18 protein-coding genes and 1 pseudogene are annotated in these 19,650 nt (G+C 70.3%); 12 read left to right on the top strand and 7 right to left on the bottom strand.

What is annotated here, in order from left to right; all coding sequences use genetic code 11:
• The first annotated feature begins 6 nt into the window (after positions 1-6).
• From D3272_RS25425 to D3272_RS25405, 6 genes and pseudogenes are all read left to right on the top strand, one after another.
• Positions 7-1,506, top strand: a complete 1,500-nt coding sequence (locus D3272_RS25425; RefSeq protein ID WP_129222035.1) for an ABC transporter substrate-binding protein — start codon at positions 7-9, stop codon at positions 1,504-1,506.
• Between the two features lie 157 nt (positions 1,507-1,663).
• The gene (locus D3272_RS25420; protein ID WP_129222034.1) at positions 1,664-2,611 is read left to right on the top strand and encodes an ABC transporter permease; all 948 of its coding nucleotides are present in this window, start codon (positions 1,664-1,666) and stop codon (positions 2,609-2,611) included.
• Complete coding sequence (locus D3272_RS25415; protein WP_129222033.1) at positions 2,608-3,480, top strand: ABC transporter permease; 873 nt, start codon at positions 2,608-2,610, stop codon at positions 3,478-3,480. The genes D3272_RS25420 and D3272_RS25415 overlap by 4 nt, the downstream gene beginning before the upstream one ends.
• Positions 3,481-3,704: 224 nt before the next feature.
• Positions 3,705-5,510 (top strand): gamma-glutamyltransferase family protein, encoded by a 1,806-nt coding sequence (locus D3272_RS25410; protein WP_129222032.1) that lies wholly within the window; start codon positions 3,705-3,707, stop codon positions 5,508-5,510.
• Between the two features lie 4 nt (positions 5,511-5,514).
• A pseudogene (locus tag D3272_RS27770) lies at positions 5,515-5,964 on the top strand (GNAT family N-acetyltransferase); the annotation flags it as partial.
• Positions 5,965-6,015: 51 nt separating this feature from the next.
• On the top strand, positions 6,016-6,951 hold the full coding sequence (locus tag D3272_RS25405; RefSeq protein ID WP_207210312.1) for an acetamidase/formamidase family protein: 936 nt from the start codon (positions 6,016-6,018) through the stop codon (positions 6,949-6,951).
• A gap of 55 nt (positions 6,952-7,006) precedes the next feature.
• On the opposite strand, the gene D3272_RS25400 is transcribed toward D3272_RS25405, so the two are convergent.
• Positions 7,007-7,828: an aldo/keto reductase gene (locus D3272_RS25400; RefSeq protein ID WP_129222030.1), complete on the bottom strand. Its 822-nt coding sequence runs from the start codon at positions 7,826-7,828 to the stop codon at positions 7,007-7,009.
• A 279-nt stretch (positions 7,829-8,107) separates the two neighbouring features.
• Between D3272_RS25400 and D3272_RS25395 the strand changes: the two genes are divergently transcribed.
• Positions 8,108-9,895 (top strand): beta-1,6-N-acetylglucosaminyltransferase, encoded by a 1,788-nt coding sequence (locus D3272_RS25395; protein WP_129222029.1) that lies wholly within the window; start codon positions 8,108-8,110, stop codon positions 9,893-9,895.
• A 14-nt stretch (positions 9,896-9,909) separates the two neighbouring features.
• Entirely contained in the window at positions 9,910-10,839 is a 930-nt protein-coding gene (locus D3272_RS25390; protein ID WP_129222028.1) for a hypothetical protein, read from the top strand.
• Between the two features lie 31 nt (positions 10,840-10,870).
• On the opposite strand, the gene D3272_RS25385 is transcribed toward D3272_RS25390, so the two are convergent.
• Together D3272_RS25385 and D3272_RS25380 are read right to left on the bottom strand one after the other, a co-directional pair.
• Positions 10,871-11,167, bottom strand: a complete 297-nt coding sequence (locus D3272_RS25385; protein ID WP_129222027.1) for a YciI family protein — start codon at positions 11,165-11,167, stop codon at positions 10,871-10,873.
• A 101-nt stretch (positions 11,168-11,268) separates the two neighbouring features.
• Positions 11,269-12,105, bottom strand: coding sequence for an oxidoreductase (locus tag D3272_RS25380; RefSeq protein ID WP_129222051.1), 837 nt, complete (start codon positions 12,103-12,105; stop codon positions 11,269-11,271).
• 152 nt (positions 12,106-12,257) lie between these two features.
• Between D3272_RS25380 and D3272_RS25375 the strand changes: the two genes are divergently transcribed.
• Complete coding sequence (locus tag D3272_RS25375; protein WP_129222026.1) at positions 12,258-12,845, top strand: TetR/AcrR family transcriptional regulator; 588 nt, start codon at positions 12,258-12,260, stop codon at positions 12,843-12,845.
• Positions 12,846-12,956: 111 nt separating this feature from the next.
• On the opposite strand, the gene D3272_RS25370 is transcribed toward D3272_RS25375, so the two are convergent.
• The gene (locus tag D3272_RS25370) at positions 12,957-13,811 is read right to left on the bottom strand and encodes an SDR family oxidoreductase (protein WP_129222025.1); all 855 of its coding nucleotides are present in this window, start codon (positions 13,809-13,811) and stop codon (positions 12,957-12,959) included.
• A 175-nt stretch (positions 13,812-13,986) separates the two neighbouring features.
• On the opposite strand from D3272_RS25370, the gene D3272_RS25365 reads away from it, so the two are divergent.
• The gene (locus D3272_RS25365; protein WP_342634202.1) at positions 13,987-14,283 is read left to right on the top strand and encodes a winged helix-turn-helix transcriptional regulator; all 297 of its coding nucleotides are present in this window, start codon (positions 13,987-13,989) and stop codon (positions 14,281-14,283) included.
• Between the two features lie 104 nt (positions 14,284-14,387).
• Here the strand turns inward: D3272_RS25365 and D3272_RS25360 are convergent, their stop codons facing one another.
• The 3 genes from D3272_RS25360 to D3272_RS25350 all read right to left on the bottom strand — a co-directional run bounded on the left by D3272_RS25360 (position 14,388) and on the right by D3272_RS25350 (position 17,904).
• The gene (locus D3272_RS25360) at positions 14,388-16,130 is read right to left on the bottom strand and encodes a putative bifunctional diguanylate cyclase/phosphodiesterase (RefSeq protein ID WP_245496790.1); all 1,743 of its coding nucleotides are present in this window, start codon (positions 16,128-16,130) and stop codon (positions 14,388-14,390) included.
• A gap of 227 nt (positions 16,131-16,357) precedes the next feature.
• Positions 16,358-16,849 carry a PAS domain-containing protein gene (locus D3272_RS25355; protein ID WP_165361530.1) on the bottom strand — a complete coding sequence of 164 codons (492 nt, stop codon included), beginning with the start codon at positions 16,847-16,849 and terminating at the stop codon, positions 16,358-16,360.
• Positions 16,850-16,923: 74 nt separating this feature from the next.
• Complete coding sequence (locus D3272_RS25350; RefSeq protein ID WP_129222021.1) at positions 16,924-17,904, bottom strand: LysR family transcriptional regulator; 981 nt, start codon at positions 17,902-17,904, stop codon at positions 16,924-16,926.
• 87 nt (positions 17,905-17,991) lie between these two features.
• On the opposite strand from D3272_RS25350, the gene D3272_RS25345 reads away from it, so the two are divergent.
• Positions 17,992-18,402 (top strand): DUF4260 family protein, encoded by a 411-nt coding sequence (locus D3272_RS25345; protein ID WP_129222020.1) that lies wholly within the window; start codon positions 17,992-17,994, stop codon positions 18,400-18,402.
• 297 nt (positions 18,403-18,699) lie between these two features.
• Positions 18,700-19,572: a DMT family transporter gene (locus D3272_RS25340; protein WP_129222019.1), complete on the top strand. Its 873-nt coding sequence runs from the start codon at positions 18,700-18,702 to the stop codon at positions 19,570-19,572.
• Positions 19,573-19,650 lie beyond the last annotated feature (78 nt).

Below are 19,650 nucleotides of genomic sequence, written 5' to 3'. Positions count from 1 at the left end.
TTTTCCATGAAGCGGATCGCCCTGACCCTGGCCGGGCTGCTGCTCGGCGCCGCCCACGGCGCGGAGGCGGCGAACGGCCTCCGCATCGGCCTGCAGGAGGATCCGGACTTCCTCGATCCGGCCCGGGCGCGCTCCTACGTGAGCCGCATCGTCTTCGCCTCGCTCTGCGACAAACTCATCGACACGACGCCGGACCTGAAATTCGTGCCGGCGCTCGCCCTGTCCTGGACCTGGAGCCCGGACAACAAGGTGCTGACGCTGAAGCTCCGGCCCGGCGTCACCTTCCAGGACGGCGAGGCCTTCGACGCCGAGGCGGTGAAGTACAACCTCGACCGCTACCGCACCTTGCCCGAATCGCTGCGCAAGAGCGAGGTCGCCTCCATCGACCACGTCGACGTCGTGGACCCGCTCACCGTCGCCCTCGTGCTGAAGCAGCCCGACGCCGCGCTGGTGGCGCAGCTCACCGACCGCTCCGGCATGATGATGGCGCCGAAGGCCACCGCCACCGGCAACCCGGCCGCCGCCCCTGTCTGCTCAGGTCCCTACAAGCTCACCGAGCGGGTCGCCCAGGACCGCATCGTGCTCGACAGGTTCCCCGCCTACTGGAATGCAGGCGCCTACCACTTCGACCGCGTCACCTTCATGCCGATCCCCGACACGACGGTGCGGCTCGCCAACCTGCAGTCGGGCGGGCTCGACATGATCGAGCGCATGGCGGCGACCGACGTGAAGAGCGCCGAGGCCGATGCCAAGCTTCAGGTCCTATCCGTGCCCGGCCTCGGCTTCATGACGCTCGAGTTCAACGTCACGGGCGACAATGCCAAGACGCCGGTGGGGCAGGACAAGCGCGTGCGCCAAGCCTTCGACCTCGCCATCGACCGCGAAGCGCTGAACGCGGCCGTCTACGAGGGCCGCTACACGCCGGGTTCCCAGCCCTTCGCACCCGCCAGTCCCTACCACCTCGACCAGCCCGTGCCGGGCCGCGATGTCGAGAAGGCCAAGGCGCTGCTGAAGGCGGCGGGCGTGGCGCTGCCGGTCACGGTGAAGATGACGTTGGGCAACGACACCAACACTCAGCAGCTCGGCCAGGTGATCCAGGCCATGACGGCCGAAGCCGGCTTCGACCTGCAGCTCCAGACGACGGAATTCGCCACGCTGCTGTCGCAGAACGGCGCCGGCAACTTCCAGACCACGATGGTGGGCTGGTCCGGCCGCGTCGACCCGGACGGCAACATCCACCAGTTCGTGACCTGCAAGGGCGGGCTCAACGACATGAAGTACTGCAATCCCGCCGTCGACGCCCTGTTGAACGAGGCCCGCGCCGTGACGGACCCGGCGGCCCGCAAGGCGAAATACGCCGCCGCCATGAAGATCATCCAAGACGACAAGCCCATCACCTACCTCGATTTCGAGCCGCGGATCTTCGGTGCCGTCAAAACCCTGAAGGGCTTCGTGCCCCATCCCGACGGCATGATCCGGCTGCAGAACGTGACGCTGGACAGATGAGCGCGGTCCGCGCGCCGGCCCTTCTCCCGCTCGCGGGAGAAGGTGCCCCTGCCAAGCAGGGGCGGATGAGGGGAACCCCGGCGCTCGCGGATCCCCTCATCCGTCGCCGCTTCGCGTCGACACCTTCTCCCGTCCGCGGGAGAAGGGGACGCTTCCCATGCTGAGCTTCATCGGCCGGCGCCTGCTGCTCGCCATCCCGACGCTGGTCCTCGTGTCGGTCTTCACCTTCTCGCTGCAGAAGCTGCTGCCCGGTGACCCCGTGCTGACGCTGGCCGGCGAAGAGCGCAGCCCCGAGGTGCTGGCCATGCTGCGCCACAAGTACCACCTCGACGACCCCGCGCCGGTGCAGTACCTGCACTGGATCGGCGGCGTGCTGCACGGCGACCTCGGCGTGTCGCTGAAGACCGACCAGCCCGTCGTCCAGATGATCGGCCAGAAGCTCCCCATCACGATCGAGCTCGCCCTGCTGGCCATGGCGATCGCGCTGCTGCTCGGCATCCCGGCCGGCGTGCTCGCGGCGACGCGCAAGGGCACGGCGGTCGACCTCGGCGCCAACGTGCTGGCGCTGTCGGGCATCTCGGTGCCGCCCTTCTGGCTCGGCGTGCTGATGATCCTGCTCTTCGCCGTGAAACTCCACTGGCTGCCGGCCTCGGGCTTCGCGCCCCTCCTCGAGGATCCGGTGCAGAACCTCCGCACCATGCTGATGCCCTCGCTGGTCATCGGGGCGGCCCTCAGCGCCTCGCTGATGCGCCACACGCGCGGCGCCATGCTGGCGGTGCTGCGCGCCGACTACATCCGCACGGCCCGGGCCAAGGGCCTGCTGGCGCCGTCCGTCGTGCTGAAACACGCTTTCCGCAACGCCCTCGTGCCCATCGTGACGCTGACGACGCTGCTCTTCGGCGAGCTCATCGGCGGCGCGGTGCTGACCGAGCAGGTCTTCACCATCCCGGGCTTCGGCAAGATGATCGTCGACGCCGTCTTCACGCGGGACTACGCCGTGGTGCAGGGCGTGGTGCTCTGCGTGGCCTGCGCCTTCGTGCTGCTGAACCTCCTCGCCGACGTGCTCTACGTCGTCATCAACCCGCGCCTGAGGGTCGGGGCATGACGGACGTGGCGCTCCCGGCCCGCGCCGTGCCGCGACGGCCCCGCAACCGCGCGCTCGCCGCCTTCCTGCGCAACCGCGCGGCCGTGGCGGGCGCCGTCGTGGTGCTGGTCTTCGTCGCCGTGGCGGTGCTGGCACCGCTCCTGGCCCCCTTCGATCCGCTGAAGACCAACTTCCTGCTGATCCGCAAGGCACCGTCGGCGGCCCATTGGCTCGGCACCGACGACCTCGGCCGCGACATCCTCTCGCGCCTGCTCTTCGGCGCCCGGGCCTCGCTGCTGGCCGGCTGCATCTCGGTCGCCATCGCGCTCGCCATCGGGGTGCCGGTGGGGCTGCTGTCGGGCTATTTCGGCGGCTGGATCGACGGGGTGCTGTCGCGGGTCGTCGAGGCGCTGCTGTCCTGCCCGTTCCTGGTCCTGGCCATCGCGCTCGGCGCCTTCCTGGGCCCGAGCCTCGGCAATGCCATGATCGCCATCGGGCTTTCCGCCATGCCGATCTTCGCCCGGCTGACGCGCGGCCAGGTCCTGGCCGTGAAGGCCGAGGACTATATCGCGGGCGCCCGCGCCATCGGCCTGCCGGACCGCTGGATCGTGCTGCGCTACGTCCTGCCCAACGCCCTGGCCCCCATCGTGGTGCAGGCGACGCTGGCGATCGCCGGCGCCATCATCGCGGAGGCGAGCCTGTCGTTCCTGGGCCTCGGCCAGCAGCCGCCCGCCCCCTCCTGGGGATCGATGCTCAACACGGCCAAGAACTTCCTCGACCAGGCGCCGTGGATGTCGATCTCGCCGGGCGCCGCCATCTTCGCCGCCGTGCTGGGGTTCAACCTCCTCGGCGACGGGCTGCGCGACGCGCTCGACCCGAAGGAGGGATGAGGGATGGAACCGCAGGCGGCCTCGACCCTCTCCGCCGCGACGCCTCGGCGGCTCCGCCCCGTGGCGAGCCGACGGGATGCCGGCGAGGCTTTCCTCGGCGATCCGGACGCACACCGAGCCGCCGTGCCGACGCGTGACGGCGCCTCGCCGCCGCCGCCAGACGCGATGCCGAACCCCGACGCCTTCCAGCCGACATCCCCGGTCCCTTCCCAGAGCCGCCACCCATGAGCAACATCAACCCCGGCCGCTTCACCACCCGCCCCGAGATCCAGGGCACCTTCGGCGTCGTGGCCACGACGCATTGGATCGCCACCGCGGTCGGCATGTCGATCCTGGAGCGGGGCGGCAACGCCTTCGACGCCGGCTGCGCCGCCGCCTTCACGCTGCAGGTCGTGGAGCCGCACCTCAACGGCCCCGCCGGCGACGCGCCGCTGATCCTGCACGCGGCGGGGGCGGAGGCGGCCGAGGTGGTCTGCGGCCAGGGCCCGGCGCCGGCCGGGCTGACGATCGCGCATTGCCGCTCCCTCGGGCTCGACCTCATCCCCGGCACGGGCCAGCTGGCGGCCTGCGTGCCCGGCACCTTCGACGCCCTGATGCTGATGCTGGAGCGGCACGGCACGCTCCCGGTCCGCGACGTGCTGGCCCCCGCCATCCACTATGCCCGGCACGGCCACCCCATCGTCGAGCGGACCTCGGCCACGATCGCCACGGTGGCGGATCTGTTCCGCGACCATTGGACGACATCGGCCGCCGTCTACCTGCCGGGCGGCGACGTGCCGCTGCCCGGCACGCTGTTCCGCAACCCGGCGCTGGCCGACACCTACGAGCGCATCTGCCGCGAGGCCGAGGCCGCGGGCGGCGGGCGCGAGGCGCAGATCGCGGCGGCCCGCCGGGCCTGGCGCGAGGGGTTCGTGGCGGATGCCATCGACCGCTGGTGCCGCGACGATGCCGTCATGGACGTGTCGGGCCGCGCCCATCACGGCGTGCTGACCGGCCAGGACATGGCGGGCTGGAGCGCCACCGTCGAGGCGCCGGTCGGGCTCGACTACGGGCGCTACCGGGTGCTGAAGGCCGGGTTCTGGTCGCAGGGGCCGGTCGCCCTCCAGCAGCTGGCCCTGCTCAAGGGCTTCGACCTCGACCGGCTCGACCCCGCCGGCCCGGACTTCATCCACCTCGTGGTGGAAGCCTCCAAGCTCGCCTTCGCCGACCGCGAAGCCTTCTACGGCGACCCCGACCACGTGCCGGTGCCGGGCGACGTGCTGCTGTCGGAGGCCTACAATGCCGAGCGGCGGGCGCTGATCGGCGAGTCCGCCTCGGCGGAGCTGCGCCCCGGCACGATCCCGGGCTTCGGCGCCGCCGTCGACGCCCGCGCCACCGACGAGGGCCGGGTGGCGGTGGGGGCGTCGGGGGCCGGCGAGCCCACGGTGGGCCGGCTCGGCACCACGCGCGGCGACACGGTGCATTTCGACGTCATCGACCGCCACGGCAACATGGTGGCGGCGACGCCGTCCGGCGGCTGGCTGCAATCCTCGCCCGTCATCCCGAGCCTCGGCTTCGGCCTCGGCACCCGGGCCCAGATGTTCTGGCTGGAGGAGGGGCGCCCCTCCAGCCTCGCGCCCGGCCGCCGGCCGCGCACCACCCTGTCGCCCACGCTCGCTTTGCGCGACGGCAAACCCTTCCTCGCCTGGGGCACGCCGGGCGGCGACCAGCAGGACCAGTGGATCCCGCAGTTCTTCCTGCGCCACGTCCATGCCGGGATGAACCTGCAGGAGGCCATCGACGCGCCGGCCTGGCATTCCGAGCATTTCCCCTCGTCCTTCTGGCCCCGCAAGTCGCGGCCCAACCGCCTCGTCGTCGAGAGCCGCCTGCCGGACTCGACGGTGGCGGAGCTGCGCCGCCGCGGCCACGCGGTCGAGGTGGGGGACGCCTGGTCCGAGGGGCGCCTCGTCGCCGCCTCGCGCGACCCGGACGGGCTGCTGCGCGCCGCCGCCAACCCGCGCGGCATGCAGGGCTACGCGGCGGGGCGGTGACGGCATGACCGACGCGGGCATCTCCATCGGGCCGGCCGGGCCGGCCGACCTCGATGCCGTGCAGTCGATCAGCGCCGCCGCCTATACGCCCGCCTATCTGCCGGTCATCGGCGCCGTCCCGAAGCCCGCCACCGAAGACCATGCCCCGCGCATCGCGCGCGGGCAGGTCTGGCTCCTCGCCGCGGCGGGGCGCACCGTGGGCCTCATCGTCCTGGAGCGGACCGGGCCGGACCTCCTGGTCTACAGCGTCGCCGTTCATCCGGACCACCAGGGCCGAGGCTTCGCCAAGTGCCTCCTGGCTTTCGCCGGTGACCGGGCCGCCGCCGAGGGCTGCGGGACCCTGCGCCTCTACACCAACGCCCGCATGCTCGGGAACCTCGCGCTCTATCGCCGGTGCGGCTTCGCCGAGACCGGGCGCCGCCCTCATCCGAGCCGAGCCGGAGAGATGCTGGTCGACATGGCGAAAGCCATCCAACCTCCGCCACCGCAAGGGAAATCCACCACCATGCCGACGCATCACGACATCCCCGTCACCCACGACCACATGGTCTGGGGCACGCTCGACGCCGCCCAGCCGCCCGTGCTGCGCGTGCAGTCGGGCGACACCGTCACGCTCGGGTCCTTCCCGGCGGGCGGCAAGGCGAGCCTGCCGGCCGACGCCGCCACCGTGCCGCCCGCCTATGCGGCGGCGCTCGACGCCCTGGTGCAGAAGGGGCCGCATTTCATGACCGGGCCCGTCTTCGTCGAGGGCGCCGAGCCGGGCGACACGCTGCAGGTCGACATCCTCGACGTGACGGTCAGCCAGGACTGGGGCTTCGTGTCGATCCTGCCGCTGCTCGGCACGCTGCCGGACGAGTTCACCGACTACGAGACGATCCATCCCGCGGTGGACCACGCCCGCCAGGTCTGCATCATGCCCTGGGGCACCGAGATCCCGCTCGCGCCCTTCTTCGGCATCATGGCGGTGGCGCCGCCGCCCGCCTGGGGCGCCTGCGGCTCCGCCGTGCCGCGCGCCTTCGGCGGCAACATGGACAACAAGGAACTCAAGGCCGGCACGACGCTCTACCTGCCGGTCTTCGCGCCCGGCGCGCTCTTCATGGCGGGCGACGGCCACGGCGTGCAGGGCGACGGCGAAGTCTGCATCACGGCGCTGGAGACCGGCGTCACCGGCACGTTCCGGCTGACGGTGCGCAAGGACATCGCCATCGCGCGGCCCTTCGCCGAGACCCCCACGCACCTCCTGTCGATCGGCCTCGACGAGGACCTCGACGACGCCGCCAAGCAGGCCGTGCGCGAGATGGTGGACCACGTGTGCCGCCGCACCGCCCTCACCCGGAACCAGGCCTACATGCTGTGCTCGCTCGCCGGCGACCTGCGGGTCACCCAGCTCGTCGACGGCAACAAGGGCGTGCACATGATGCTGGCGAAGACGCTGCTCTGAGGGGCGTCGCCAGGGCCGACGTTGGCCGCGGGGCGTCGCCCCGCGGCGCCGTGGCTCAGAAGGTCGCCGTCATGGGGTCGGGTCCGATGCGGCCCTCGGGCGAGTCGAGGCCCGCGATCGCCTCCATGGCGGCCGCGTCGAGCGCGAAGTCGAAGACCGCGATGTTCTGCTTCAGCCGCTCCGGGTTCACCGTCTTGGGGATGACGATGAGCCCCGAATCGAGGTGCCAGCGGATGATCACCTGGGCGGGGGACTTGCCGGTGCGGCGGGCGATGTCGCCGAGCGCCGGGTCCTCGAGCAGCTGGCCCTGGCCGAGCGGGCTCCACGACTCGGTCTGGATGCCGTGCCGCGCGTGGAAGGCCCGCAGCGCCGTCTGCTGGAAGCGCGGGTGCAGCTCGATCTGGTTCACGGCCGGCGTCACGCCGGTCTCGTCGATGATGCGCGTCAGGTGATCCTCGGTGAAGTTCGACACGCCGATCGACTTCGCCCGCCCTTCCCGCTGCAGCCGCACCAGGGCCTTCCAGCTGTCGACGAAGCGGCCCTTCTTGGGGGCCGGCCAGTGGATGAGGTAGAGGTCGACGCTGTCGCGCCCGAGCCGCTTGGCGCTGGCGTCGAAGGCCCGGAGCGCCTCGTCGTAGCCCTGGTCGTCGTTCCACAGCTTGGTGGTGAGGAACGTGTCCCGCCCCGCCAGCGCCTGGCCGACCCCATCCTCGTTCTTGTAGGCCGAGGCGGTGTCGACGGCCTGGTAGCCGGCATCCAGCGCCGCCGCAACGACGCGCGCGGCATCGTCGGCCGGGGTGCGCCACACGCCGAGCCCGAGCTGCGGCATGCGCCGCCCGTCGTTGAGGGTCACCTCGCTCTGTCCGTCGCTCGCCATCGCATCGCCTCCTCGCCCGCCCGCCGGGTCCCGGTACTGAACCCCGTGGGGCCGGCCGGGGTTCAGCGGCGCGACGCCGCCGCGACTGTGGCCGTGGGGAGCATCGGGGCTGCCCGAGGCCGCCCCGGCGGCCGTGCCGGCGACCGCCGGGGACCATCGGTCGACCCCCGACCCCGCCACGAGGCCGTTCGACCATCGGAGGGTGTACCTTTGCGGCCGGGCGGTGCATGAGGGCGTCGGGGGCCGGCTCGGCGGCGCAAGCCACGAAGGGGGGAACGGGTGCAGATCGTCTTCGTGCTGCTGGCCCACAATGCCTCTGCACTGGTGTCGCGCGTCGCCCGGACCATGACGGCGACCGGGCACCGCATCGTCATCCACTACGACGCCAAGGTGCCCGACGCGGAATTTGCCGCCCTGCGCGACGGCCTCGCCGACCTCGGGGACCGGCTGCGGTTCGCCCGGCGCGTCGCGGTCGGCTGGGGCGAGTGGTCGGTCGTGCAGGCGACGCTCAATGCCGTCGAGGCCATCGCCGAGGCCGGCTGGGCGCCCGACTACGTCTACCTGATGAGCGCGATGGACTATCCCATCCGCGATGCCGCCCACCTCGAGGGCTTCCTCGACCGCAACCGCGGCGACGAGTTCATCGAGAGCGTGCCCTCCGACACCGTGAAGTGGGTGAAGAGCGGCCCGCAGCGCGAGCGCTACCAGTATCGCTGGTACTTCAACTGGCGCGAGCGGCCCCACCTGACCGACCGGATGTTCAGGCTGCAGCGCCGGCTGGGGCTGAAGCGCCGCTTCGTGCGCGACATGGTCCCGCATCTCGGCTCGCAATGGTGGGTGCTGACCTGGCCGACCCTCGAAGCCATCATGGCGATCGCCCGCCAGCCGGACGTCCTGGCCTTCTTCCGCACCACGCTCGTGCCCGACGAGCTGTTCTTCCAGACGCTGGTGCGGCAGGTCGCGCCCGACCACCGCATCATCAACTGCCCGCTGACCCTCTACCAGTTCACCGACTACGGCTACCCGGTCGTCTACCACGCCGACCACCTCGACTACCTGACGCGCCAGCGCTTCTTCATGGCGCGCAAGCTGTCGGCGCACGACATGGGCCTGCGCGACCTCCTCGACGCCTTCTGGCGCGGCGACCGGCAGGCCAAGCCCTTCATCGACGAGGATGTCGGCCTGCGCTCCAGCGAATACGACGATTGGCGCCTGGCCCACCGCGACGGGCCACCGAACCGGCCGCTGGCGGGCGGTGGCGAGCGAGCCTGGGGGGCGGGCGCGCGGCGCGTGTCCAAGCCCTGCTTCGCCGTGATCGGCACCAGCACGGCGGAGCTCGGCTTCGCCCACCGGGTGCTGTCGCGGGCGGCGGGCGTCCGCCTGCACGGGCAGCTGTTCCATCCCGCCGCCATCGAATTCGCCGGCGGGGCGGCGGATTTCGCCAGCTACGGCGAGGGCGACGTCGAGATGCGCAACATGTCGGGCATCGACTTCCTCACCGACGTGGTGCGGGCCGAGCCGGCCCTGACCTCGGGCTTCCTGCTCCGCGCCGAGCAGGGCGGCCCCGTCGCCGAGGCCATCGCCGAGCGCACCGACATCCGCCTGGCGCAACTCGGCGGCGACCCGCTGGTGGCCTTCTCCGAGGCGCTCGGCGGCCAGCACCCGGCCCTCGGCAGCGCCTTCGACCCCGGGGTGCTGGCCGACGTGCCGCCCGAGGCGGCGGCGAACCGCTTCCGCGTGTTCCTGAAGGCGTTCCAGCAGCAGGGCCACGCCGCCGAGCGGCGGTTCAAGGCCGCCGGCGAGGCCCGGCCGAAGGGCTGGGCGCAGAAGTTCGACCCCCGCAAGATCGGGCCCGACTGGCTCAGCCGCCTCGAAACCTGCCTGGGCCTGCGGATCGACATCACCCCCGAAGCGCTCGAAGCCGAGCGGCTCGCGGCGTTGGACGAGGTGCGGGCGCGCCGGCGCGGCGTCGTCGACCTGCTGGTGCGCGGCGGCATCGATCCCGTCGTCTTCGACGTGTTGGGGCAGGGGGGCGGGGACGTCGCCAATGCCCTGGCCCTGCTTTGACGCCGGAGGACCGGATGCCCCTGACACCTCCGGCACGGCGGATCCTGGCGGCGGCGACGCTCGGGCTCGGGTTCCTGGCCACCGGGGCCGCGCCCGCCCAGCCGTCCGCACCCTGCGGCGGCGCCGGCGCCGGGAGCCTCGCGGCCCGGCGCTACGCCGGGCGGGTCGGCCATTACATCGCCGACCTCAAGACCTCCTTCCCCGAACACGAGCTGTATTCGCCCGCCACGGCCCTGACGCGCCTGAACTACCGGGCCGTGCTGGACGGGCTGGCCGGGGCCGTCGGCGTCAACGGCATCCGCCTGCCGGTCGTGCCGAGCTATGCGGTGGCGACCGATTATCCGCCGCTCTACGCCGACGTGCTGGCCTATGCGCGCAGCCTCGGCCTCGCCATCTATGCCAGTCCCATGTCGGTCGGCATGAAGCCCTTCGCGGGCTGGACCGACGAACGCTATGCCGCCTGGCTCGCCGCCTATGCGGCGGCCTTCCGGCCCGACGTCCTGTCGCCGTTCAACGAGGCCGCGCTCGACAACCACCGCATCGCCGCCATCACCCGGCTGCTGCGGGCCAGGCTCTCCGTGCCGGTGCTGCTGATGGGCCCCGACCGGCAGCACGTCGGCCGTTCGGTGACGAGCCTCGCCCGGGACCCCGGCACGGTGGCGCTGTTCGACATCGTCGGCTCGCACAACGCCGACCGCGACGCGAGCGCGACCGTCCAGGCCTGGAGCGCGCTCGTCGCCCTGGCCGGCGAGCGTCCGGTCTGGTCCTCCGAGAACCCGGCGCTCTGGTCGCGCGGGCAACTCGACGGCCTGCCCGGCATCGACCAGGCGGTGGGCGGCGGCGTCGCCGGCGTGGTGGTCTGGATGGCCAAGCCGAGCCTCGTCGACGGGACGGGCCGCCCCACCCGCAAGGCCTGCGAGATCGCCGCCAACCTCGTGCGGTGACGGCGCCGCGGCACCCGGGCCGGGGGCGACCTCAGCCGCGGGCGTTCAGCAGAGGCATGGGGTGGCATTCGTAGCGACCGACCCCGGCCGCGACGATCGGGTCGGCCGCCGTCAACGTGGCGATGTCCTGGTCGTCGGCGATCCGCCAGATGGCGACGCCGTAGCTCCCCTTGGGATCGATGACCGGCCCGTGGGCGACGATGACGCCCTGTTCCAGCAGAGCCGACTGCCACGCGCCGTGCTCCTTCATCAACGCGGCTTCGGCCGGCGTCATCTTCGACAGGAAGTCGTTGCGCGGCGGGAAATACTGGCAAAGATAGTTTTTCATGGCATGGGTTCCTCGAAGTGGAAAAGCGGGGTCGTCATCTGCTCGTCAGGCGACTGGCGACGTCGAACGAGCGACGCCATGGCGGGGCCAGTCCGTCGGGTTCAGCCGATCACGCCCATCTGCTTGCGGAAGCTCTTGTCGAACATCTTCTCGGGCACGAACCGCCTCATCATACGGAACCGCCCCGCGGTCTTGCCCGGCGTGTAGCGGATGCTCGGCTCGGCTTCGGTTGCGGCCAGCACGACCTTGTCGGCGACCAGCCCCACCGGATCGCCCGCCGCGATCCCGCGCTTCCAGGTCGTGTTGGCAGCGTCACGGCCGGCATCGTAGACGCGCAACATCCTGTCGGGCTTGTCGCCGTTCTCCTCGAGTGCGGTGCGGGTGAAGGCCGGTGCGACGAGGCTCACGCGGATGCCCAGCGTGCGCAGTTCGTGGTCGAGCGACTCCGAGTACCCCTCCACTGCATGCTTGGTCGCGCTATAGAGTGCCGTGTAGGGACCTGGGAGAAAGCCCAAGACCGAGCTGATGTTGACGATGCGGCCATGCCCTTGCTTCCGCATGACGGGCAGCACCTCGCGCGTGGTGCGGACGATGCTGAACAGGTTGACGTCGAAAAGACCCTGCGCCTGTTCGATCGAGGACTCTTCCGCCGCGCCGATCAACGACCGGCCCGCGTTGTTGACGAGGACGTCGATGCTCCCTGTCATCCCCAGGACCGCGGCGACGGTCCTTTGCACCGAGTCATCCTGCGTCACGTCGCACGGCAGCATGTGGATGCTGTCGCGCACCTCGCCGGCATCGACCCGCCGACTCGTGCCGAATACCTCAAATCCCGCCTGAAGCAGCGCGAGGGCCGACGCCCGGCCGATGCCACCCGCAGCACCCGTGACGAGTGCCACCCTCCGAGCGCCGGCCTGCGTTCCGTGTCCTTGTGCCATGATCGCTCCCCATGCGAGGTCATCGGTAATGATGACGTTCGACATCATCGCGTTTATGATTATGGGTATCATCCCTGTCAAGGGCTCGGCGTCGCGGGGACCGACCTCGATCAGGTTCGAGCTGGCATGCGGTGGTGACGGCGAGGTGAGCGATGAAGATCAGCAAGGAAGCGGTGCAGCAGAACCGCAAGCGGGTTCTCGACACGGCGGCACGCCTGTTCCGAGAACGCGGCATCGACGGCATCGGCATCGCCGACCTCATGCAGGAGGCCGGTCTGACGCACGGCGGCTTCTACCGTCAGTTCAAGTCCAAGGACGATCTGATCGTGCGAGCGCTCGAGGGTGCATTCGCCGATACGAGCAAGGACATCGAAAGCCGCGTGGCGGCCGATGACAAGCCGTTCGAAGCGCTGGTTCGGTACTACGTGTCCGCCGAACATCGTGACGATCCGGGGCATGGCTGTAGCCTGGCAGCACTGGCCTCCGATGCGGCGCGCGACCGAGACGGCGATCTGGCCGCGTTGTTCGGCGACATCGTCGCTCAGTACATCACGCTGCTGACCGCCATCCTGCCGGGGACGGATCCGGAGAGGAAGCGGGCGGGCGCCGTGTCGGCGCTGGCCGAGATGGTCGGGTCTCTGGTGTTGTCCCGCGTGGTTCCTGATCCGGCCTTGGCGACGGAGATCATCGAGACGGTCGCCGACGACCTCATCGCGCGCCATGCGGCACCGGACGCGTGAGGCGCGGCGAGGGGCCCCGCCGCGCGCCGGCCCGCAATGCCGCCTCACCGTGCCGCCCCACCGTGGTCGTCGGCGCGACAGGCACGCCGGCCGCAGCGAGGTCGGTCGCGTTCACGCCGCGACGGCTTCCTCGACGCTCGTCGCCAGCGGCGTCGTCGGGCGACCGATCAGGCTGCTGAGGGTTCGCGCATCGCTGTACAGGGCGCCGCCCGCTGCATTGGCACTGCTCTCCGCCAGCATCGCGGCGAGCGGCGTCGGCAGGCCCAGGCCGGTCAGGGCGTCGCGGTAGGCCGCCTCGGGCAGGTCGGTGTAGGCGACGGGCTTCCCGCTCACCCGCGCAAGCGTCGCGGCATAGGCCGCCATCGTGAACCCATCGTCGCCAGCCAGTTCGAAAGTCGCATTCGCCACCGTCTCGTCGGTCAGGACCGCGCTCGCCGCGGCCGCATAGTCGATCCGCGCTGCGGCCGAGATGCGACCGTCGCCCGAACTGCCGATGACGCCGCCGTGCGCGATCTCCATCGCGGCACTGCCGGTGTAGTTTTCCGTGTACCAGCCGTTGCGCAGCAGGGCGTAGGTCAGGCCGCTTCGTTTGATGGCGGCTTCTGTCGCCCGGTGCTCGACCGCGAGGCCGATGGGGCTGCTGTCGGCGTTGAGGATGCTGGTATAGGCGATGAAGCCGACGCCGGCCTGCTTTGCCGCCGCGATGACGGCCGTGTGTTGCGCTTCGCGCTGGCCGACTTCGCTCGACGACACCAACAGCAGACGTTCGACATGCGTGAGCGCCTCGGCGAGGGTCGCGGCATCGTCATAATCGAACCGGCGAACCTCGACGCCGCGAATTGCCAGGTCGGCGACCTTCGCCGGATCGCGGACGAGCGCGACGATCTCGGCAGGCTCGATCGTGACGAGGAGAGAATCGATGACGAGCCGGCCGAGTTGGCCCGAGGCTCCGGTGACGGCGTACATGGTGCTCTCCTGGCGTGCTTGCGAGCCGATCCATAAGCAAATAGCTTACGGAGCGTAAGTACGCACACAAAGGTCAGCATCGATGTCGACCCGGCCATCGCAACGTCTCGCCGATCGCATCGCGCGCGGGGACGTGTTCGAACCCCGCTGCCCATCCCGGACGATCCTGAAGCACATGACCAGTACATGGGGCGTCTTGAGCCTGATCGCACTCCAGGCCGGCACGCTCCGTTTCAGCGAGCTGCGCCGAAAGGTCAGCGGCGTGAGCGAGCGCATGCTGGCGCAGACACTCCAGCAGCTCGAAGCTGATGGGCTGGTGTTCAGGAAAAGCTATCCTGTCGTCCCCCCTCGGGTCGAGTACAGCCTCACGGCCTTGGGGCAGGAAGCCGCCAGCAAGGTCGCCGAGCTGGCCGACTGGGTCGAGTTCAGGCTGAACGACCTGCGACGGGAGGGCGCCGGCGCGACCCCATAGGCGGTGGCTGCCGCTCGACGATCTCGATGGAGGTTTCACCTGCAACCGATGCGGCAGGTGGGGCCGCACCGCCCAACGGGGCCGACCGGTCGACCCGGCGGCTGTCAGGCCAGCCGGCGATCCGGTGCCTCGTCGCGGCGCCCGACCTTCGTCCATGCGACGAAGTCCTGCGGTGGCAGGGGGTGGGAGAAGAGATAGCCTTGAACCTCGTCGCATCCCGTCGAACGCAACCGGTCGAGGACCGCCGGCGTCTCGACGCCCTCCGCCACCACGCGATGGCCGAGGTGCTTCGCCATCGAGACCATCATGGTGATGAGCGACAGTTGACGAGGGTCGGTGTCGATCCGAGCGATGAAGGACCGATCGATCTTCACGACATGGATGGGGAGCCGCTGCAGGTAGGAGAGGCTGCTGTAGCCGGTGCCGAAATCGTCGATGGCCAGGCGGATCCCCGCTTCGGCCAGCTGGTTCAGCTGGGTGAGGGCCAGTTCCGCATCGTTCATGATGGCCGTCTCGGTCACCTCCAGTTCGATGACGGTCGGGGGGACGCCATGGCGACGCAGCACCGCCTTCACGCTGTCGGCGAAGCCGCTGTCGTGCAGGTTGGCCGAGGAGATGTTGACCGAGACGGTGAGGTCGAGGCCCGCCTCGCGCCAGCTCGCGATCTGAGCCACCGCCGTCTCGATGACCCAGGCGGTCGTGGGGGTCGCCAGGGACATGCGTTCGATGAGGGGGATGAACTCGCTCGGCCCGATCGGGCCGAGCGTCGGATGGGTCCAGCGCAGCAGGGCTTCGGCGCCGAGGCATTGCCCCGAAGCGAGGTCGATCCGAGGCTGGTAGACGAGGCGAAGGTCCGAGGACGCGGCGAGCGCGACCTCGAAATCGCGCAGCAAGGCGAAACTGCGCCGGAAGGCCTTGTCGGAGGTCGCCGAATGGGAGTGGAAGGGAAGGCCCGTCGCGCGAGCGTCCTGCGCGGCGCCCTGCGCGATCCGCAGCACGTCGGACGGAGCGACCTCGCCGAGGACGAAGGGCGCCACCCCGATCACGGTCGTGCCCAGCACGTCCTCGCCGCCGAGCTTGCGGAACTGTTCCGTCTTGGCCCGCACCATGTCCAGGTAGTCGGTCTCGTCGACGCCGTCGGGCGCCAGGCAGGCGAACTGGCTCGCGCCCACGTGGTAGGCCTTGCGCTGCGGTCCGATCAGGATCCGCAGGTTCCGCGCCGCGACCCTGATGATCGCGTCGATGGCGGCCGGCCCCATGACGCGCTGCGTGTGATTGAGCTGGTCCACGGCCATGAGATCCAGCAGGGACACGATCCGCCGCCGCCCCGTCCCCTCGTCTCGTGCGAGGTCGGCGAGGTCCTCGAGGAACTGCGTCCGGTTCGGCAGGGCACTGATCGGGTCGATCCGTCCGAAGGCGTGCTGAAGCTCGATCTGGGACATCACCATGGCGGCGAGGTCGCGCAGGGCCGCCAGTTCCGATCCCTTGACGGTGCGGGGCGAGGTCCCCAGCACGCACATGGCCCCGAGCCCGAAGCCATCCCGCGTCACCAGAGGAGCGCCGGCGTAGAAGCGGATGCCGGCCCGGCCCAGCACCGAGTCGCGATACACGTCATCGGTCTCGAAATCCTCGATGACCAGGATGTCGCAGGTTTCGGCGACCTGCGCGCAGGGGGCTCCCACGCGTGGGACTTCGCGGTGCTCGACGCCGACCCGGGACTTGAACCATTGCCGGTCGGTGTCGGTCAGCGACACGGCGGCGATCGGCAGGTCGAAGATCTGGCTCGCCATGCGGGTGATGCGGTCGAAACTCTCGCTTGCAGGTGTGTCCAGCAGATCGAGCTGCATGAGGGCAGCCAGGCGAGACGGTTCATGATTGATCATCGAGGGGCCCACGACCAGCTCCTGGCGGCGATGTCGGGCTGGAAGGATGGAACGAACGACATCGGTCTTGCCGTCAAAGACACCTCAAAAACGCTAATTAGTCCCTAATTGCCAAGGTCGGCGGCCTTAAACAAAGACATTCAACGATGTTATTTCGCTGAAGTCCGCCGGTCGGTTTTCCCGTCAGGGTCTCAAGGCGGGCCTTCGGTGACGGCGAATGCGCCCAGGGCGCGAAGCGGGGCGGTTAACAGATCGTTACTTACGCTGGTCGGCTCATAGCGGCCCGCGGAACCCGATGCCGGACGTCCCACTCTGCGGACGACCTCGCGCTCGAAGGACAGGAAGTGCTCGACCTGTCCGTCGGCGCCGCGCAGCGGTCGGCAGTCGATCTCGACGCGATACTTGCTGCCGTCGCCGCGATAGTTGGTGAGGTAACCGTGGTAACGGTCTCCGCCGGCGAGAGCCCGGGCGAAGTCGTCCAGCGACGAGCGCCGGGTTTCACGGCCCTGCATGAACCGCGGGGTGAGGCCGATCAATCCGTCGACGTCCCGTCCCGTCAGCGCTCCGAATGCCGCATTGGCATAGAGGATGATCGGCCCAGGCTTCGCTGGCTGCGCATCGGTGATGACGATGCCGATCGGCGCGTCGTCGAGGAACGCGCGCGCAAGCTCGATGACGTTCATCTGTCCCCGGGGCCGATCTCGATCTGCACGCGTCCGGGTCGATGCGGTTGGGCCCGACCCCGGAGCGTAACGCATCAGGGTTGCAAAAGGATCGGGCCGGGCGGGAAGGTCGTGGTGCCGGGTTGAGGAGGGCGGTCCCGCCCCCCTGTCCAAGTGTTTCGACGACCCTGCAGGTAGCCTTGGAGCTCCGAAGCGAGTGCCTCCATGACCACCCGGATACGGGCTGCGTGTCGCAGGTCCGGATGGGTCACCAGCCACATCTCCAGGGCGAACTCGATCTCGGGGAGCACCCGGACCAGGGACGGCGCGCGGCAGGCCATCGGCACCTGCATGACGCCGATGCCGAGCCCGGCCCGGAGGGCCGCGAGCTGGGCCAAGGCACTGTCCGACGCAAATCCCAGGTGGTGCCGCGAAGCGCCCACACCGCAGGCCGCCAGGGCCGCCAGGTATTCCGTCCGGCGGTCCTGGCCGATCAGGGCGCGGGTGGCGAGGAGGGCCGCGGCGTCGGCCGGCAAACCGTTGGCGTCGATCCAACGTGCCTCGGCGTAGAGCCCGAGCGGGACGGAGCCGACCCGGCGCGCCACGAGGCTGGCCTGCGTCGGTTCCATCATGCGGACGGCCACGTCCGCGTCGCGGCGCAGGATGTCCTCGGGGACGTCGGACAACGCGAGTTCGAAGCGCAGCGCGGGATGGGCGCGTCGCAACTCCATGAGCATCGGCGGCAGGACCTCGCCGCCCACCACCTCGCTCGCCGCGATACGGACCGTGCCGCCGATGGCCTCCTGGTCCGTCGTGGCCGTGCGGGTGAGGCTCGCCGCCGCCGCCGCCATGGAGCGCGCGGCGGGAGCGATCCGATGGGCGAGGTCGGTGGCCAGGAGACCCGTCGGGGAGCGCGTGAAGAGCGGGCCGCCCAAGACCCCTTCCAGGGCTTCGAGGTGACGGCGCACGGTGACGTGCGAGAAGCCCAGATGCCGCGCCGCCGCCGACAGGCTCCCACCCTCCAGGATGTGCAGGAAGGTTCGGCAGAGCGTCCAGTCCAGCGTGTCGGGCTTCATCACTTTCCGTACACCCGATCGGCACCTTCTATCAATTGTGCCAGGCGGGGTCCGTCGGGCACACAGGAGGCGCAAGGAGGCTTCCACATGATCGATACCGCCCTCGACACCCGCGCCCTCGCCACCTCGGCGTCACGCTCGAGAGGGACGACGCTGCTGCTGCGCGCCGAGGGCGCAGCCGCGTTCATCGGCGCCGTTTCGGGCTACGTCGTCCTGAACGGCGACTGGCATCTGTTCGCGCTCCTGCTGCTGCTGCCCGACCTGTCCATGCTGGGCTATCGCATCGATGCGGAGTTCGGTGCCGCCCTCTACAACTCGGCCCACACCTATCTCGTGCCCGGCGCCCTGGCGCTCGCCGGCTGGCTGACCGGTGTCCCGCTGCTGTTTGCCGTCGCGCTGATCTGGGTGGCCCATATCGCTTTGGATCGGGCTCTCGGCTTCGGCCTCAAGCGCCCGGGCTCCTTCAGCGATACGCACCTCAGCACCAAAGCGGCATGAGCCCTGGCACGCGTCGTCCCTCATCGGCGATGGCGCCGGCAGGGCGGTCGTGGTCGGTCGTAGGGTGGATCGCCGGACAACGGCGCGCGCGGTCCCTTTCTGCGCGCTCCCTCTCATGAACCCTCACGCCGTCGAGGCCCGTGGGCTGCTGCCGGTCGCATCGATGCGCTCCGGCCGTCCCGGACGCCTTTACGGGGGACACGCCGCGACGATTGCGCCACACCGAGCCGATCCCGATAGCGTCGAAACCAGGGCTGGACAGCATTGAAGACCGGAAAAAAACCGCAGCAGACCTCGATGACGTCGGTCGCCGTGGGGCTGACACTCCTCTCGGGGCTTCTCTACGTCCTGGGCTACGCACTCTCCAAGATCCTGGTGGCCCATCATGGCATGAGCCCGTTGCAGGTCACCTTCCTCCGCTGCGTCGTGATCCTTCTGGTCGGCCTCGTCGCGATCTCCTGGCCGGGGAACCGGATGACGTGGGGCGGCCTGTTGCGGCCCGAGAAGGCGTGGGAGCAGAGAGCGGCGGCGGCGGCGCTCGTCGCGTCGAACGCGCTCGCCGTCTTGGCCTACAGCCTCCTGTCCGTCACCAGCGCTTCGGCCCTGGGCTTCACGGCACCGCTTCTCCTGGCTTTGCTCGGCGGCCTCTTTCTGCACGAGCGGGTGTCGCTCGGTCGGTGGCTCGGGACTGTCGTCGGCTTCGTCGGCATGCTGCTGATCGTGAAGCCGGGCGGGGAGGCCAGCCTGTTCGGCATCGTGGCGGCCTTCGGGGGCGCGCTGACCTATGCCGTGTACCAGGTCCTCATCCGACGGCTCCGCGACGTCGCCACCACGCTCGACACGCTCATGCAGGTCGCTCTGGTCGGCGTTGTTCTGCTGGCCGTGCCGGTCGCGGCCGATTGGCGAAGCCTCGACCTCAGCTCCGTCGGGCTCACCGTGGCCGTGGCGGTCGTCCAGACGGCCGCACTGGCGAGCATCGCGGCAGCCCTTCACCGGAGCGAGGCGTCGCGCCTGGCGCCGTGGCAGTTTTGCGGATTGCTCTGGGCCATGATGCTCGACGCCCTCGTGCTGCATGCCACGCCGACGTTCGAGAGCCTGGTCGGTGCCGTCCTTGTGATGGCCGGTGGCGTGCTGGCGCAGGCGCTGAAGGCCCGGACCGCGGCGAGCTAGATGTGGAGCCTCAATAGGTTGTCCTTGTCGAGTGCGAGGCGGCTGACGGGTGGTTTTGCGCCGAGGCTCGTGTGTGGC

The sequence above is a fragment of the Lichenibacterium ramalinae genome (assembly GCF_004137085.1).
Taxonomy (GTDB): domain Bacteria; phylum Pseudomonadota; class Alphaproteobacteria; order Rhizobiales; family Beijerinckiaceae; genus Lichenihabitans; species Lichenihabitans ramalinae.
This window is presented reverse-complemented; position numbering and strand designations above follow the sequence as displayed.

Coding starts and splice junctions, on each gene's coding strand:
- D3272_RS25350 (WP_129222021.1), bottom strand. CDS start 17,904: ATGAAGCCCGACACGCTGGACTGGACGCTCTGCCGAACCTTCCTGCAC.
- D3272_RS25345 (WP_129222020.1), top strand. CDS start 17,992: ATGATCGATACCGCCCTCGACACCCGCGCCCTCGCCACCTCGGCGTCA.
- D3272_RS25370 (WP_129222025.1), bottom strand. CDS start 13,811: ATGTACGCCGTCACCGGAGCCTCGGGCCAACTCGGCCGGCTCGTCATC.
- D3272_RS25415 (WP_129222033.1), top strand. CDS start 2,608: ATGACGGACGTGGCGCTCCCGGCCCGCGCCGTGCCGCGACGGCCCCGC.
- D3272_RS25400 (WP_129222030.1), bottom strand. CDS start 7,828: ATGGCGAGCGACGGACAGAGCGAGGTGACCCTCAACGACGGGCGGCGC.
- D3272_RS25385 (WP_129222027.1), bottom strand. CDS start 11,167: ATGAAAAACTATCTTTGCCAGTATTTCCCGCCGCGCAACGACTTCCTG.
- D3272_RS25365 (WP_342634202.1), top strand. CDS start 13,987: ATGACCAGTACATGGGGCGTCTTGAGCCTGATCGCACTCCAGGCCGGC.
- D3272_RS25380 (WP_129222051.1), bottom strand. CDS start 12,105: ATGGCACAAGGACACGGAACGCAGGCCGGCGCTCGGAGGGTGGCACTC.
- D3272_RS25410 (WP_129222032.1), top strand. CDS start 3,705: ATGAGCAACATCAACCCCGGCCGCTTCACCACCCGCCCCGAGATCCAG.
- D3272_RS25420 (WP_129222034.1), top strand. CDS start 1,664: ATGCTGAGCTTCATCGGCCGGCGCCTGCTGCTCGCCATCCCGACGCTG.
- D3272_RS25375 (WP_129222026.1), top strand. CDS start 12,258: ATGAAGATCAGCAAGGAAGCGGTGCAGCAGAACCGCAAGCGGGTTCTC.
- D3272_RS25390 (WP_129222028.1), top strand. CDS start 9,910: ATGCCCCTGACACCTCCGGCACGGCGGATCCTGGCGGCGGCGACGCTC.
- D3272_RS25355 (WP_165361530.1), bottom strand. CDS start 16,849: ATGAACGTCATCGAGCTTGCGCGCGCGTTCCTCGACGACGCGCCGATC.
- D3272_RS25425 (WP_129222035.1), top strand. CDS start 7: ATGAAGCGGATCGCCCTGACCCTGGCCGGGCTGCTGCTCGGCGCCGCC.
- D3272_RS25405 (WP_207210312.1), top strand. CDS start 6,016: ATGCCGACGCATCACGACATCCCCGTCACCCACGACCACATGGTCTGG.
- D3272_RS25340 (WP_129222019.1), top strand. CDS start 18,700: ATGACGTCGGTCGCCGTGGGGCTGACACTCCTCTCGGGGCTTCTCTAC.
- D3272_RS25360 (WP_245496790.1), bottom strand. CDS start 16,130: ATGCAGCTCGATCTGCTGGACACACCTGCAAGCGAGAGTTTCGACCGC.